Origin of the sequence: Streptomyces sp. NPDC048370, assembly GCF_043200825.1 — a bacterium.
Classification (GTDB): domain Bacteria; phylum Actinomycetota; class Actinomycetes; order Streptomycetales; family Streptomycetaceae; genus Streptomyces.
Genome location: NZ_JBICYI010000008.1, coordinates 1 through 14,774, shown reverse-complemented (window position 1 = coordinate 14,774; position 14,774 = coordinate 1). Strand labels below are relative to the sequence as shown.

Annotated in this window: 10 protein-coding genes; all 10 read right to left on the bottom strand. The window is 68.1% G+C overall.

Annotated features, from left to right (window positions below):
- Window positions 1–77 precede the first annotated feature (77 nt).
- Window positions 78–1,364 (bottom strand): hypothetical protein, encoded by a 1,287-nt coding sequence (locus ACGFYP_RS18845; protein ID WP_393494403.1) that lies wholly within the window; start codon window positions 1,362–1,364, stop codon window positions 78–80.
- On the bottom strand, window positions 1,361–3,370 hold the full coding sequence (locus ACGFYP_RS18840; protein WP_393494400.1) for a hypothetical protein: 2,010 nt from the start codon (window positions 3,368–3,370) through the stop codon (window positions 1,361–1,363). Before ACGFYP_RS18840 ends, ACGFYP_RS18845 begins: the two co-directional genes overlap by 4 nt.
- A complete protein-coding gene (locus ACGFYP_RS18835) occupies window positions 3,367–4,155 on the bottom strand; it encodes a toll/interleukin-1 receptor domain-containing protein (RefSeq protein WP_393494397.1) in 789 nt (262 codons plus the stop codon). Before ACGFYP_RS18835 ends, ACGFYP_RS18840 begins: the two co-directional genes overlap by 4 nt.
- Before the next feature lie 267 nt (window positions 4,156–4,422).
- Window positions 4,423–5,676, bottom strand: coding sequence for a helix-turn-helix domain-containing protein (locus ACGFYP_RS18830; RefSeq protein ID WP_393495051.1), 1,254 nt, complete (start codon window positions 5,674–5,676; stop codon window positions 4,423–4,425).
- Between the two features lie 279 nt (window positions 5,677–5,955).
- Entirely contained in the window at window positions 5,956–6,588 is a 633-nt protein-coding gene (locus ACGFYP_RS18825) for a DUF6000 family protein (RefSeq protein WP_393494394.1), read from the bottom strand.
- Complete coding sequence (locus ACGFYP_RS18820; RefSeq protein ID WP_393494391.1) at window positions 6,531–7,454, bottom strand: HEAT repeat domain-containing protein; 924 nt, start codon at window positions 7,452–7,454, stop codon at window positions 6,531–6,533. The genes ACGFYP_RS18825 and ACGFYP_RS18820 overlap by 58 nt, the downstream gene beginning before the upstream one ends.
- A gap of 156 nt (window positions 7,455–7,610) precedes the next feature.
- Window positions 7,611–9,209 (bottom strand): N-6 DNA methylase, encoded by a 1,599-nt coding sequence (locus ACGFYP_RS18815; protein WP_393494388.1) that lies wholly within the window; start codon window positions 9,207–9,209, stop codon window positions 7,611–7,613.
- On the bottom strand, window positions 9,206–10,609 hold the full coding sequence (locus ACGFYP_RS18810) for a restriction endonuclease subunit S (protein ID WP_393494385.1): 1,404 nt from the start codon (window positions 10,607–10,609) through the stop codon (window positions 9,206–9,208). Before ACGFYP_RS18810 ends, ACGFYP_RS18815 begins: the two co-directional genes overlap by 4 nt.
- Window positions 10,606–14,295 carry a DEAD/DEAH box helicase family protein gene (locus ACGFYP_RS18805; protein ID WP_393494382.1) on the bottom strand — a complete coding sequence of 1,230 codons (3,690 nt, stop codon included), beginning with the start codon at window positions 14,293–14,295 and terminating at the stop codon, window positions 10,606–10,608. Before ACGFYP_RS18805 ends, ACGFYP_RS18810 begins: the two co-directional genes overlap by 4 nt.
- Before the next feature lie 136 nt (window positions 14,296–14,431).
- Window positions 14,432–14,563, bottom strand: a complete 132-nt coding sequence (locus ACGFYP_RS18800; protein ID WP_393494379.1) for a hypothetical protein — start codon at window positions 14,561–14,563, stop codon at window positions 14,432–14,434.
- Window positions 14,564–14,774 lie beyond the last annotated feature (211 nt).

The following is a 14,774-nucleotide window of genomic DNA, read 5'->3' as shown; positions in this document are numbered from 1 at the left end:
TTGTGCTGTCCGCAGCAGTCCGCAGAACCTGGAGCGGCTACGTGTCGTAGACCGTGGAACGGTGTCCGACGTCCGGGTCAGCTCCCGTCCTCGTCCAGAGGTGCGGCGGGCCGGTGCGGGCTTTGCGAGGTGTCCCAGAAGTACGGAGGCGTCATGTCCTCCTCGGCCGCCTCCTGCCAGTCGTGGTTCCGTTCGCCCGCACTGCTCTCCGCTGCCCCCGGCGTGAACGTGCTTGCGGCCGCGTCGGTGAACGGCGAGTCCCCCGTGGAGCCCTCGTCCGAAGGTCCACCGTCCGGCCCCTCGCCCCCGCCCTCGTCAGGCGCCAGGAGAAGGGTCCGCCTGATCTCCTCGGCGGCCTCGTCCAGCCCGGCCGCTTCCAGGCTCCGCACTACACGGTGCACGAACACCGTGTACTCGTCCATGTCCGGCTTCAGGCCTACCGCCGCCAGCAACAGGAGCAGCCGATCCGAAACCCCCACTTCCTCCTCGGGGTCGAACGCCCCTCCTCCCTGGCTGTGTCCGCCCCATAGCGGGCCCCCGACGGTCGCCTCGCTTCGCGAGCCCACGGGCGGGACGAGCAGGTGACGGAAGAGTTCAGGCACCTCCTCGTCGTTGGCCGCCGCCGCGATCTGGGCGAGCGGGCCGATCATGTCGACCGCCTTCTCGATTTCGTTCTCGTGACGGGCCAGCCACCACACCACCGCGCTGCCCGCGCTCTTGAGCACGTCGTCACCGAGGTAACGCCGCTTGTTGCGCTCGTGCTGACGCTCGTACTCCCAGATCTCCTCGTCCTTGCGAAGGTCGTTCAACTTCCGTAGGCGCTCGCGGTCGGCGGGGGCGAGGGCCAGCGTCACATCGACCGCCAGGGCCTTCACCTGTCCGCTCGGGTCCGGGAGCGGGACGCCCAGCTCCCCTTCCAGGAGATACCGCGCGAAGCTCGCGCGGCCGGGCTCCTCGCGGTGGACGACCTCCAGGGCCCGGCTGACGATCGAGGACACGGCGAGGGCCGGGGAGGCGTCGTCGGACCGGTCGGCGTGGTCGGGGACCGGCCTCCACCACACGGTGGCGGAGAAGAGGAAGTCGTAGCCGTTCGCCGCGCTCGGCAACGCCGCGTCGACAACCCGTGTCTCCTGGTACGGCTGCTCCGTCGGCGCCGCGGGCGGTTCAGGTACCCCGGGCCGGTACGGGGCGGCCGACGCGCGGCCACCGCTGAGGACCGTCATCACGAGCAGCAGGGAGCCCGAGGCTGTGACCATGGACATGAAGCCCCACAGCCACGCCGACCAGTGCAGGAGGTTTCCGAGCACGGCCGGCGCGAGGCCGCAGAGAGCGACGAACAGCAGGCTGGGAAAGCGGTGTTTCATCGTGCCTCTTCCGTGGTCGGTGGTCCGGCGCCCGCACGCTCCGTACTCTCGGTGCGGGCGTACTGTGCGTGGTCGATGTGCTGCCAGAAAACGGCGGCGACGGCCGCTCGGGAGGAGTTGCGCGCGGTCCCCGCCCAGTCGCAGGCGATGGTGTAGAGGCGGTGGAGGGCGACCGTGCGGCCGTGCGTCGCCCCGACCATCACGTCCAGCGCCACTTCCCGAGTACGGTCGCCCTCCACGGTGTCGAGCCAGCTCTTCACCAGCGGATCCCAGAGCTTCGTCGGTGGTTGGGCGAAGACCGTCTCCCAGCCCAGGAACAGGTCCGGCCACCGCGGCGGGCCCGGTACCCGGTCGCTCCTCAACAGCGCGGTGAGGAGCCGAAGAGGGGGCTCGGCCGCGCGGGACTCCCGGCGCGCCGGGACCCGTAGACGGTCGATCAGCAATCGGTACAGCCGGCGGTCGTTGCCGACGAGCCCGAAGAGTGCCTCCCCGGCCGCGCGGGCCGCCTCCCCTTCCCGTGCGGCGAGGTGCCGCAGCCGCACGACGGCCTGATCGGGGTGGGTCGAGGCGAGACTCCGGACGCACGCGGCGGTTAGGGCGCGGACGAGACCGTCCGACAAGGAGCTGGAGTTCACGCAGTCGTACATCCGCCTGCGGAACCAGACCCCGAACCCCTCGTGGCTGAGGCCGAGTTCGAGGGCCGCCACGGCTCGCGGGTCGCTGGACGCCCCGGTCGCGCCGTTCGCCCACCGAGCCGCGAGGTCGAAGAGGTGGTCGGGTCGCCCGACGGCCAGCGATCGCTCGCCGAAGCGGACGACGATGTTCACCCGGTCGTCGGTGGTCAGACCGGGGAGCCCGGCGGCCACGCCGATCCATTCCGCGAGCTTGTCGCGCAGTCCGGGGAAGTTCGCCCAGAAGTACGTCCGTACCGCGTCGGCGTAGGCCAGTTGCTCGAAGCGGAGCCGTCCGTCCGGGGCCCGCTCGATCCCGAGGTCCCTCAACCGCTGCCCGAAATCCATCCGCGCGAGTTCGGTGGTCGCCTCTTCCTCGTGCCCCACCGTCTTCAGCAGGCCGCGCCACGCCTCGTGGACGGTGTCGGCGTGCGCTTCCTCGAACACCGCCGCCGCGAGCAGCAGGGCCCGCTCGGGCGCGGTGCCGGCCGCGGCCACTCGCTGGCCCACCTCGGCGGCGCGGTCCTTCACCGCGCGCAAGGCCTCTTCAAGCCAGCTCGCGAAGTCGGTGCCAAACCGGCCGCTGTCGCGAGCGGTCCTCACCAGGCCAGCCAGCCGCGCCAGTTCCCGCATGGGGGAGCGGTCGCACAGGAGTCGGAGGTCGGGGCGCTCCAGGTCCGCGGGGCGGAAGGGCATCAGGTCCATCCGGAGGTACCGGGTGATGACGGCGATGCCCCGGGGGCGTTCCAGTGTCACCGTCTGCGGTGCGAGCTCCGGCGGATGGGTGTGCGTCATGTCCGAGGGCAGGACGACGACCAAGTGGGCCCCGGCCTCCTGGACCTGTGACCGGAGCCCGGCCAAGCGGTGCTGGGCCTCGGCGTACGCCTCCTCGTCGGCGATCCGGGAGAGGTCGAGGAGGAAGCGGTCCCCCGCACCGGGGGCAGCAGGTTCCACGTCCCCGTCCCCGTCCCCGTCCTTGGGCTTGTCCGGAGTGAGAAGCTCCTCGAACCGGACGTCTCCCTCCTCGGTGTCGCCGTCCTCACCGAGCTCGTGCAGCAGCATGATCGCCGCGGCGCGACGGCCGGTGCCGGGCTGGGCGTCGAGCAGCACCACCGAGCCCGGCTTCTCCACGCGGTCGGCGGCGACGCGGTAGTTCACCGGTGAGGCGAACCGGTCGGCCAGATGCAACCGGTCCTCGCGGACGATCCGCAGGGGTTCCGCACTTCTGCGGATCCTCCAGGCAGCTCGGGCGCCGTAGATGACGTACTGGGGCCCCGGGCCGTTGTTCACCGGGCCACGCGCATCGTTGACGGTGACGCGGTCCTGCGCGGTCATCGTCGGTCGTCCGAGGGCCGGCGCTCGCGCTCGAAGCGCTGGTGGACGGTGCCGCTGTTGTCGCCCGCGGTGAACTGGCCCGTGTTGTCACCCTCGAAGTGGGGGGCGTTGTACTGGGGCCCCGGGCCGGTGTTCACCGGCCCTTGGGGCTCGTTGACGAAGGTGCCGAGGTCGCCGTTGAGGTTTCCGATGCCGCCGCGCACGCGTTGCTCGACGTCCCGCGTCCGCATCCTGGTGTGCCCCGCGTCCTTGGCCGACCCCTTGCGGGACTTCGTCTCCGCCCTGTCCCGCGCCGCGGGGGCGTCGCGGTCCAGCTTGCCCAGCTCGGGGAGCTGCCGGGCCAGGGCGTCGCCGAGCACCGCCAGGTCCGCGTCGCTGTTGCGGTGGTCGAAGCGCTTGTACTGGCAGTCCGCCAGCTCACGCAGGTCTTCTGGGAGGACAAGGCGGTCGATCCGCGTGGCCTTTCCGACGAGCACGGGGATGACCAGGATTCCGCGGTCGAGCGCGGTCCGGATCTCGCGCCGGGTCCAGTCCTGCTCGGCTTCGAGGGCGGGGCGGCCGTCGGGCCCCAGGACCTTCGCCCAGCGCGGGCCGATCACCGCGATGAGCGCGTCGCACTTCTCCGCCGCCCCGTCCAGTTCCGCCGGGAAGCGGTGTCCGAGCTCGATCGAATTGCTGGCGAAGAAGATGTGCTCGCGGCCGAACCGCCGGACGAGCTCCCGGGCGATCAGGGTCGCGGCGGATTCCTCGTCGCCTGTGCGGTAGTTGATGAAGACGTCGGACATGCCGATTCCCTTCGTGAGAGGAACGGAGGACGGAGATGGGGAGCGCGACCTCGTGGCGGCATGGCGCAGCCATCGGAGGCGTAAGGAGGAGGGTGCGCCGCCCGGCGGGTCACTGGTCGCGGGCAGCCCGAAGGAAGCGAGGGCTTGCCGCTCGGCGTGTTGCGTCGGGCAGGGATCAGCAGGTCTGCAGGTCCGGACGGACCGGGACCGGGACCAGGGATCCGGCGAGCCGGGCGGCTCCAGCCGGTGTCGGTCCTGGAGCGGCTGTCAGTCGTGCGCGGGGGCGAGTACGCGTGCCAGCGTGGGCTGCAAATCACGTACGGCGCGGCTGCTCCGGAACCGGGAGAGTTCCCGTGCGAGACGCCGAACGTCGCTGTTTACCGTTGCCGACGGAACGGCCGGCATCAAGCCGAGCAGCTCCGCGGCGATCGTGCACGCGTGCTCGACCTCTCCGGAAGCGGCGTGGGCCAGGGACCTGCGGAACCCGTACCGGGCGCGGGTGCGCAGCGCGTGCGGCGGGAGGCGGCGGTACTCACGGTCGAGTACCTCGGCGGCGGCCTTGGGGCGGCCGAGGTCGTGCAGGCACCAGCCGGTCGACATCGCCGCCGGATCGCTTACATGAGAGGTGCCGATGACGGGCTCGGCGCCGTTGCGGGCGTCGTCGCTGGCGAGCAGTTCCCGCGCCCTGTCGAGGCTGCGGAGGCAGTCGACTTCGTTGCCGACGAGCGCGTGCCCCTGGGCCTCCCGTTGGGCCGCGAGTCCCCGGATGCGCGGCGGGAGTTCGCTGCTCTGGGCGCGGCGGGCCAGGGAGACGGTGCCGGCGGCGTCCCCGCCGTACATCGTGACCAGGGCGCGTCGCACCAGTGCGTAGGAACCGAGGTACGGGTCACCCCCGGCGCGCGCCAGTTCGGCGGCCTCGCCCGTCCAGCCGAGTGCCGCGTCGCTGTCCCCGGCCTCCTGGGCCATCCAGCCGGTGAACTCCGCGAACCGCGAGGCGAGCAGGAGCGCCGGGGCCCGAGAAGCGGATCGGGCGTCGACAGCCAGCCCGGCGACCATGCGGGTCTGCGTCTCCAGCAGGGGCAGCAGGACCTTGGGCGCGGTGGACTGGCCGAGCTTCCGAAGTTGGTCGAACTGCATACGGAAGGAGGGCAGGAGGGGATCGTCGGTAGAGGACACCGCTTGACCGCCGAGTTTCAGGCCGAGGTCGATCAGCGCTCCCGTACCCGCCGAGAGGACCGCCCGGCGCCCTATGAGCCAGCGGCTCGGACCGGCGGGTGATTCGGCGGTGCCCGAGTCCGAGTCCGTCTCGGGACGGGTGACCAGGCGCTGCAACTCGCCGTCCGCGCCGAGGAAGGCGTCGCACCGCCGGGCCAGTTCGGGGGACGCGGAACGCTCCCCGCGCTCGACCTTGCTGAGGTGCCCTTTGTCGTAGTTGAGCGCCACGGAGAACTCGGTCAGAGTCAGCCCCGCTTCCACTCGTAAACGGCGAAGTTCCGGGCCAAAACGTAAAGTCGTGCTCATCATCAACCTCCCCTTGAACAGTGACCGCGAGAGCTGTCCGCCCCCACGGGGAGCCGTCATCCGACGACCACCGGTCGACACAAAACCCGACGGCGAGCACCCGCTGTGACGGCGCCGTGGCGCTTCGCATCCGGAAATAGTCTGGCACGACGCGTGCCTGGAGAATCGGGGTTCGGCGGTGTTGCCCGTTGCCTCTTTCGCTCTCCGTTGTTCCCCGTACGTTCCTCGGAGTGACCGGGGTCGACCACGATCGGGACAAAGCGATCGAGAATGACAGGATCACGGGCTGGTCCAGCCGTTGGCGAAGTCGCAGAGGAGGTCGGTCAATCGGCGCTGTTCGGCAGGGGTGAAGTAGGGAGAGTCCTGGAGGTGCGCAAGGGCCTGGACCCACCGGTCCCAGAGGCCATCGGGCTCCGTGAAGCGGTTGGCGTGGTGGGTGCCGAGGAGGGCGTCGAGGCGGAGGAGGGCGCCCAGGGCGGCGGGCTGGTCGTAGTGGAGGTCGGTGCGGGGGAGGTAGTGGTCGAGGTAGGCGGTGAGGATCTCGGCGTCGGCGTGTGTGCCGAAGCGGGCCAGGGCGAAGCAGTAGGCGCTGCCGGAGTAGCAGACCTCGCTGGCCATGAGCAGGTCGCCCATGCGTGCTCTGAACCGTTCGCGGCGGTCGATGCCGATCAGCCAGGCGGCAGTGAGGCGTGAGCGCCATTCGTAGCCGAGGAGGGCTTCCAGTTCCTCGTCGTTGATCGCAGCGGCGTCAGCGATCAGGTGCCGGGTAAAGCGTGTGGTGTGCCACCACCGGGGGCCCAGGAACCGCCCGCCATTCAGTACGAGATAGCGCGGGAGGCCGCCGTGCATCCTCGTCACGTAGCTCTCGACCACGTGGCCGTAGCCGACTTCCTCGGGGTGCTGGGACGGCATCGGTCACCTCTCGGGGTGCAGGTCGGTCCGGTCGATCCAAGTGGGGGCGACGAAGATGTTGTCGCCGACGGGGGCTTCGGTGGCTTCCAGCAGTCGGGCGGGGTCGCCCGTTCAAGGCAGGCGCGGTAGGCGCGGCGCAGGGGCTCGACCGCGCCGTCGATCTCCAGGCTCGCCAGGGCCATTGCCGCCCATTCCCGGACGGTGGAGTCGTCGCTGCCCAGGAGGGCAATCAGGGCCGGGCCGCAGCGCGGGTCCGCCACCTCTTCGAAGACCTCGATGGCGGTCAGCTGACCGAAGCCGCCGAGGGAGGGCAGTCCGTCGATGAGGACGGGGATGGCGTCGGGGCCGATGTCGATCAGTTCTGCGCGGGCGTCGTACGACGGGCCGGTCGAGTCGTCGAGCTGCTGGATGAGTTTCTCGATGTGGGTGGTCATGGGTGGTCCCGGCGCCAGAAAGTGGGGAGCCACCAACTGGGACGACGAGGACCGGGCCCCGTGGCCCGACGACCGCTCGGTGCTCTCCATGATCTGGGCGATGGCGTCGGGGTTCTGCAGGGAGCGGTAGGCGACATCGGCCCGGACGTGCTCGACGACCGCCTCCGCCAGCGAGACGTCGCCGCGCTGTACCGACTCCACGCTTTCCAAGGGGAGCCGGAACTCGCGCAGTTTCCCGGGCATCTGCGGGCTGTCCTTGTCCGCCCGCTCGGCAACTCTGCGGAGCACCTCCTCCTGCACCCAGTGCTCCAGGGCCGAGATGGCCTGCACCCAGGCCGCCCGGTAGAAGTCCCCCGTGTCGATGCCGTCGGGGCGTAACACCTCCAGGGCCCGCCCGGCCGTCACCATCTTCCTGGCATACGTCAGATTCATGCTGAACGACGCGAATGGGCGGGTCTGTGGGTGGGGGATGGCCATGCGAATCCTCGCTGCGCAGTGGATGGGTCGGAGTGATCGTCCACGCGTACCTTGGAGCCGGGTCAAGCCATCTGCCGGAATCTTGCTCGACGTTGGCCGGAACGAAGCGCTCTACTCCTCCTCGGCCTCCGGAACGTTGACGTCTCCGCCCAGAGACGTGGCGATGGCGGCGAACTCGACGAGAGCCGACTGCAGGTCTCTGACGATCTCCTCGGCGATGACCTCGGGCGGCAGGTCGCTGTCCGCGTCCTCCAGGGCTGGGTCCTTGAGCCAGGAGATGTCGAGGTTGACCTTGTCGCGGGCGGTCAATTCCTCGTACGAGAACGCGCGCCAACGACCGAAATCCCCACTCTCCTCGTCCTTTACCTCGACACGGGCGCCGGCGGGCTCCCCCGGCTTGTATACGGCGACGAAATCGTCGAGGTGGGCGCGAGTCAGAGGGCGCTGCTTGAGGGTGAAGTGCTGGCCGGTGCGGAAGTCGTAGACCCACGTCTCCGTGGTGTGCGGCTTGCCGTCCGCGCGCGGGGGCTTCTTGTCGAAGAACAGGACGTTCGCCTTGACACCACCTGCGTAGAAGATGCCGGTGGGCAGACGCAGGAGGGTGTGGAGGTCGAACTCCTTGAGTAGCTTGCGGCGGACCTTCTCGCCGGCTCCGCCTTCGAAGAGGACGTTGTCCGGCAGGACGACCGCTGCCCTGCCGTTCACGGCCGTCAGCGACATGATGTGCTGCAGGAAATTGAGCTGCTTGTTGGTGGTGGTGGCGGTGAAATCGTCGCGGTCGTACTGGACGTCCTCCTTCTCGACTTCGCCGTCCTGACCGACCACTGTGATCGCGGACTTGCGCCCGAAGGGCGGGTTGGCGAGGACGAGAGAGGCGTGCTTGCCGCTCGGCTTCTCGGCGAGTGCATCGCCGACGGTGATCAGGCTGGGCCCGTCGCTCTTGCCGATGCCGTGGAGCAGCATGTTCATGGCGGCGAGCCGGGCGGTGCCGGTGACCAGCTCGTTGCCCCAGATCTTCTCGCCGGTGTCGAACGCCCGCCGTTCTTCCATCGGCATCTTGCTGATGTGGTGCTTGTTCAGGTAGGCGAAGGCCGCGATCAGGAAGCCGCCGGTGCCGCAGGCGGGGTCCGTGATGGTATCGGAAGGGCGCGGCTGGCAGACGTCGACCATCGCGTCGATCAGCGCACGCGGGGTGAAGTACTGGCCGGCACCGGTCTTGGTGTCGGACGCACCCTTGTTCAGTAGGCCTTCGTAGGCGTCCCCCTTGAGGTCCGTCCCGGTGACCGTCCAGTCCTCCTTGCCGATCAGCTCGACGACCAGCTTCTCCAGGAGGGCGGGCTTGGTGATGCGGTTCTGGGCACCGGCGAAGATCGTGCCGATCGTCGTCCTGGGCTGGGAGCCGAGCACTTCGAGTGTCTCGCTGTAGTGCCTCTCCAGCTCGAATCCGCGCTTGGAGACGAGGGAGGCCCAGTTGTACTTGGGCGGCACGATGGCGCTGAAGTCGCGGGTCTCGAAGGGGTCGTGCTCCAACTCGTCGACCATCTTGAGGAAGAGCAGGTAGGAGAGCTGCTCGACGTACTCGATGGTGGACATGCCGTTGTCCCGGAGGACGTTGCAATAGTTCCAGAGCTTGGCGACGAGGTGGTTGGTCTGCGCGGCAGCCTTGGCGGGCTTCGCTTGGGACGCGGTGGTGGCCGGGGTGGTCGTCACAGCTCGAACTCCTGCTGAACAGCGATGGTAGGGGCGGCAGTCGGGGCCGGTGCGGGCGGTCGGTCGTCGGCAGCCTGTGCCGTCTTGGCGGGCTTGCGAGGGCCACCCGTGCGAGTGCCACCCGTGCGCGGATTCTTGGAAGCGGCGGCAGCCTCCTGCCCGGATTTGATCCGGGCCAGCAACTCGGAGGCGGGCTCGTCGGCGGGGTCCTGAGGGACGAGGGTTCCGTTGAAGGCCTTGCGGAGGAGGGCGGTGCGGAGGGCGGTAGCGCGCTTCGCGACGTCACCTTTCGAGGAGAAGGCAGGGGAAGTCGCATCGATCAGATCCAAGAACGACTGGATCTTTTCGACAGCTTCCTTCTGTTTCTCCTGGCTGGGCACCGGGACAGGCCAGGAGGCGAGCTTCGCAGCTCCCAGGTGATGAATCCCGACTCCACGAGCCCCCGCGCGAAAGTCACCCCGAAGTGCGAGGCAGCGCAGATAGAGCAGAAGGAACTCCGGATCGATTCCGGTAGGGCGGACGCGAATCAAGGTGTTCTGGAAGCAGCAGTTCTCGATTTCGCCGCGCCAGATCGCCGGCTTTCCGACTTCGCCGGGGCTTCCCGAAGCTTCGCTGAGGACGATGTCGCCGTCTCTGAGTCTGTACCTCTCGGTTTCCTTGCCGGAGAAGTTCATTTCCTTGACGTCGTCGAGCAGGAGACCCTGCCAGCCGACATTTGCCGCGCGCAGGTAGGGCACCATGTTCTCGCCCTGATGATTCTTGGGTGATCGTTGGCGGCCGAGTCGAACTTCGGCGAGTTGATCCAATCGAAGTTCCTCACCTCCAGCGTCCGCCAGGATCTGTGTCATGACGCGCGGGACGAGTCGCTTGACGCGGGCGGAATTGCGCTTCAGCGCCATCTCTGCAGAGTCGAGCCGCGAGAGCTGCTCTTCGAGGGCCTCGACGATGCGGACCTGTTCGCCCAAGGGAGGGAGCAGGACGGGGATGCCGAGCATCGCGGCCTTGGTCAGCTTCAGTCGCGTCGTGCCGTTTGCATATCCTTCGTAATTGAATACGTTGAGGTAGTGGCAGAGGTATCGCCAATCGAGGATCTCTGATCGAGCTCTCAAGACGTGGGCGTGGTTGTTGACCCAGCTCTTGCCTGAGATCAAATACGCCTTTTTCTTGGTTTGATCAAAGAACTGAACTCCATCCTCGCCGAGAAGCGTCAGATCCTCGTCGAAGATCGCCTCGTCAATCCAGCCGACCTGTCCGGACGCGCCGAAATACGGGACATTTCCCGCCCTCTGGGAACGTTCTTTTGCGCTCACCGGGATGCGATATCGATCGAGAACGTCGACAACATCGGCCAGGGGGGTCTGGATCCACCCCGATGGCACCCCGTCATTACCCTTGCTCAAGCCACATCCCTGTTGAGTTCGTCCAGAAGTTCAAGCGCTTTGTCCGGCTGGCCTCCGAACGCGTTCACGAACCCCCGCCCGCCGCCACGTTCGGTGAACGGCGCGCTGTTGAAATCGGCGCGTTCGACGCCGACGCCGACAGCAATGACGTCCATGATGCGCTCCAGGTACCAGAGCTGGTCGTCGGTGAAGTCGGCGCCTGCCTGACGCCGGCGCTCCAGCCAGTTCTCGAAGCGCGCCTCGACAACCGTATGGTACGGGCGCAACGTGTCGTCGACGCCGAGCTCGTAGCGGATGAGGTTCATCAGGTCACCGATGCCGGCGTTCTTGCCGGGGGGCTCGGCGGTCTTGCCCAGGTCTTCGTACTTTCCCCAGAGCGCGGCCGTGGTCCAGGCCGCGTTGCCCGCCTTGATCTTGGTCTCGAGATTTTTGAGGTAGGCGCGGGCCGCCTCCGGACGGTGTCGTACGCCGCTGCCCAGGATGACCTGGAGGGCTGCTTCCTCCCCGGCCGAGCGGGCCCGCTCTTGTTCCTCTTCCAGTAGCTCGCGCCAGTGCTCCAGTTCGACACGGGACCGCTCCTTGCGCGGCACCTCGACGACCTCGGTGACCGTTACTTCCGTGACCTCGTCGTACGTAAGGTCCTGGTTGTGGCGGATCCTGAGAATGGTCTTGCGGAGCTCGGGATTGGTGGTGAGCGGCGATATCGCCTCGTGAATGAGGCGGCGGGCCTCGGCTGCTCCGCCCCGGCGGTATGCCTGGTCCTGGCTGTCGACGTCGGCGGCGTCCGTGATGGCGCGGACGATCGAGGTCAGCGGGACTCCCCCGGTCTGCGCCTCGACGGCCTGCTGCTGGTCCTTGTCGAGCTGCCGGTTGACTCGGGCGAGGCGACGGGCCAAGGTGCCGGCCTGATCGGCGGTAAGACTGCGGCTGCCTGCTTTGTCCATCAACTTCTGCAGTGACAGCCCTCGGCTGTCCGATGACGCCAGCGGGCGGGCGTCGACCAGGGGCGAGTCCGTGACGCCGACCGCGTCGATCATGATGAAGCGGTCTTTGGTGAGGTCGGCCGCTGCCTCCGGGGTGACCGCCTTCAGATCTTCGGGGTCGATGGTGCGGGCGCCGCGGCCCTTCATCTGCTCGAAGAGGGTCGGGCTCTTGACGTCACGCAGGAAGATGACCACTTCCAAGGGCTGGATGTCCGTGCCCGTAGCGATCATGTCGACGGTGACTGCGACCCGCAGCAGGGCGGAGTTGCGCAGGTCATTGATGAGCTGGTCCGGGTCCTCGCCGTTGTCGCGTGAGCGGTAAGTGATCTTCTTGGCGAAGTCGTCCCCCCGACTGAAGACTTCCTTGACCTCTTTGATGACGTCCTCGGCGTGGTGGTCGCCCGCCGCGAAGATCAGGGTCTTGGGGATCTCGGCCCGGCCCGGGAACCAGCGCCGCCAGTTGTCGCGGTAGGTGACGAGGACGGCGCGGATCTCGTCCGGGGTGATGACGGTGCGGCCGAGCTGGGAGGTCGTGTAGGTGAAATCGTCCTCCAGCTCCTCCAGACGTTTCTCGCGCGTCGCGCGGTCCAGGACCTTGACGGTCGTCCCCTTCTCTATCTTCGCGCCGCCGTTCTCCCGTAGATCGGTGTTGACACGGACGACGTCGAAGTCGACGTTGACGTTGTCGGCGACGGCCTGCGGATAGGTGTACTCGGAGACCATGTTCTGGTTGAAGAAGCCCTTGGTCTGCGGGGTCGGGGTGGCGGTGAGGCCGACGAGGTGAGCGTCGAAGTACTCCAGGACGCCGCGCCACAGGCCGTAGATCGAGCGGTGGCACTCGTCGATGACGATCACGTCGAAGGACTCGATGGGGACCTTCGAGTTGTACTCGACGCCGACCGGAGCGTCCGATTCGTAGCTTTCGTCGAAGGCGGAGCCACCAGACACCTCCTGCATGTCGGCGGCGGCGGGGGAGTCGTCCAATCGCTCGCCCTTGAGCAGGGAGTACATCCGCTGGATCGTTGAGATGACCACCGACGAGGTGTCCTGCAGCCCCGCGCTGCCCAGTACGTCCACGTTGTACAGGTCGGTGAACTTCCGGTTCTCCTCCGGAGTGATGTACCTGTCGAACGAGGCGCGGGCCTGACGTCCGAGGTTGTTGCGGTCGACGAGGAAGAGGATGCGACGGGCGCCCGCGTGCTTGAGCAGGCGGTAGCTCTCGGTGACAGCGGTGAAGGTCTTGCCGGCGCCGGTCGCCATCTGGATCAGCGCGCGGGGACGGTCGTCCGCCAGCGAGGACTCCAGGCCGGCGATCGCCTCGACCTGCGCGAGGCGCAGACCGTGCGACTCCAGCTGGGGCACTCGAGTCCGCAGGGCGGCTCGGTAGGTGGGTGCGTCCGGGTTCTCTTCGGCCCGCTGCATCCAGGTGGCGAAGGTGTCCGGGCGATGGAAGGCGAAGACCTCGCGGGAGCGGGCGTGTGGGTCGATCCGGTTGAGGAAGTAGGTCTCGGTGCCGGTCGTCGCGTAGCGGAAGACGAAGGGCTCATTCTGGTTCCAGACGGCCATCGAGTGCTCCTTGAGCACTCCTGCCGCGTACTGCTCGTTCTGGGCGAGGGCGCCGGCCAGCGGGGTCCCTTCCCGCTTGGCCTCGATCACGCCGACGATCCTGCCGTTGACGTACAGGACGTAGTCGGCGCGGCCGGTGGCTACCGGGAACTCCCGGACGGCGATACCGGTCCCCGCATCCGGATTCAGCTCGTCGCGGTTCTGAACGATCCAGCCGGCGGCGGTGAGCAGCTCGTCGATACGGGTCCGTGCCTGGACTTCATTGAGCGGCGCCGGGCTCTGTGCACGCTGCACGATCGCGTCCCGCGCGGAGTGGGCGATCTTGCGGGGGTTGCGGCGGGCCTCGTCGTAACGGCGCTGCTGCTCAGCGTGGAGCGCCTCGACCTCGATCCGGTAGCGGGCAGCCTGCTCAGCGGCCTCGGCGCGGGCCCGCTCGGCGGCGGCGATCAGGTTCTCGGCCTCGGCGCGCGCCTGTTGCTCCGCCTCCAGCTTGGAGCGGACTTCCCCAAGGCGGGTACGGGACTCGATCAGGGTCGCCCGGTGGCTGGCGAGGGCTTCCCTCAGTTCGTCGAGCTCGGCGGCGGACTCCACGTCCGGCAGGCGGGGCGGGACGAAGGCTGCGACCTCGCGCACACCCTCGACGGCGCGAAGGAAGAAATCGCCGAGCTGGAAGCAGGTCTGGACGGCTTCCAACGCTTTCGTCGTGTCGAAGAGGTGGTTGTGCGCGGCGTCATTGCGTCCTCGACGCAGCGCGTCGAAGGCACGGCGTGTGGTGCCCGGCAAGGCCCCCACCCTGTCCAGGGCCTCGAGCCGGTCGATCTGCCGATCACCGTTCACGCGCAGGCCGAGGCGGCGGACGAGCTCCTCCGCCAACACCTCACCAAACTGCCCTGCGCTGACATAGGACGCGTTGGGGTTGGCGAAGACAGCCTGCTCGGCCTGTGAGCCGTAGATCGAGAGGAGCGGCTCGAGCCGGTAAAGGCGGCCGAAGTTCGTGGAGTTCCGTGCCGCCTGCCGCAGCGGTTCCGGTACGTCATTGTTCCGGTGCTCACGGTCGCGCCTCACGTTGTCCCCGCCGTCCCGATCGTCGTTCCAGATGGAGCTGATCTCCGTGCCGTCAGCGTAGGCGCGAAGCATCTCCGTCCTGCTCAGTACACCCAACCGTTATCCTCGCCGCGGCCGATCACGGCCACACCAGCACTGCGGCCGTGAGCTGCGATCCCACCCACCCCAGCCACCGCGGCACGCAGGCGCGCGTCGCCGGCCTCCCGATTCAGAACCTGAACCGGAATCCGAACCATCGCAGTCGTCGGAACTGGAGTCGGCCCCGCCCGGTCTCGGAACCGGCCCCCTCGTCGGCGATGTCCTGCGGGATGCCGAAGCCGACCAGCGCTGTCCGAACCATGTATCGGTGTCCTGTGTGAACCCCTTGGCCCCCGTGCTAGACGAGAACGACATACCTACTGGTTCCCGTACGAAGCACCCAGGCGCTCTCGACAGATGAATGTGAGAGGGGCCACTCTGTGACTCATCCACGCGGGGAGGCATGGATGGGCAGGAGCCGCAGAACAATTCCGGAGGAGCTTCTGCTGCTCGCTCTGGACCCGGCCACGGGT

Excerpts from the sequence above, each read along its gene's own strand:
- ACGFYP_RS18835 (WP_393494397.1), bottom strand. The coding sequence starts at position 4,155 with ATGTCCGACGTCTTCATCAACTACCGCACAGGCGACGAGGAATCCGCC.
- ACGFYP_RS18830 (WP_393495051.1), bottom strand. The coding sequence starts at position 5,676 with ATGAGCACGACTTTACGTTTTGGCCCGGAACTTCGCCGTTTACGAGTG.
- ACGFYP_RS18845 (WP_393494403.1), bottom strand. The coding sequence starts at position 1,364 with ATGAAACACCGCTTTCCCAGCCTGCTGTTCGTCGCTCTCTGCGGCCTC.
- ACGFYP_RS18800 (WP_393494379.1), bottom strand. The coding sequence starts at position 14,563 with ATGGTTCGGACAGCGCTGGTCGGCTTCGGCATCCCGCAGGACATCGCC.
- ACGFYP_RS18825 (WP_393494394.1), bottom strand. The coding sequence starts at position 6,588 with ATGCCGTCCCAGCACCCCGAGGAAGTCGGCTACGGCCACGTGGTCGAG.
- ACGFYP_RS18820 (WP_393494391.1), bottom strand. The coding sequence starts at position 7,454 with ATGAATCTGACGTATGCCAGGAAGATGGTGACGGCCGGGCGGGCCCTG.
- ACGFYP_RS18840 (WP_393494400.1), bottom strand. The coding sequence starts at position 3,370 with ATGACCGCGCAGGACCGCGTCACCGTCAACGATGCGCGTGGCCCGGTG.
- ACGFYP_RS18805 (WP_393494382.1), bottom strand. The coding sequence starts at position 14,295 with ATGCTTCGCGCCTACGCTGACGGCACGGAGATCAGCTCCATCTGGAAC.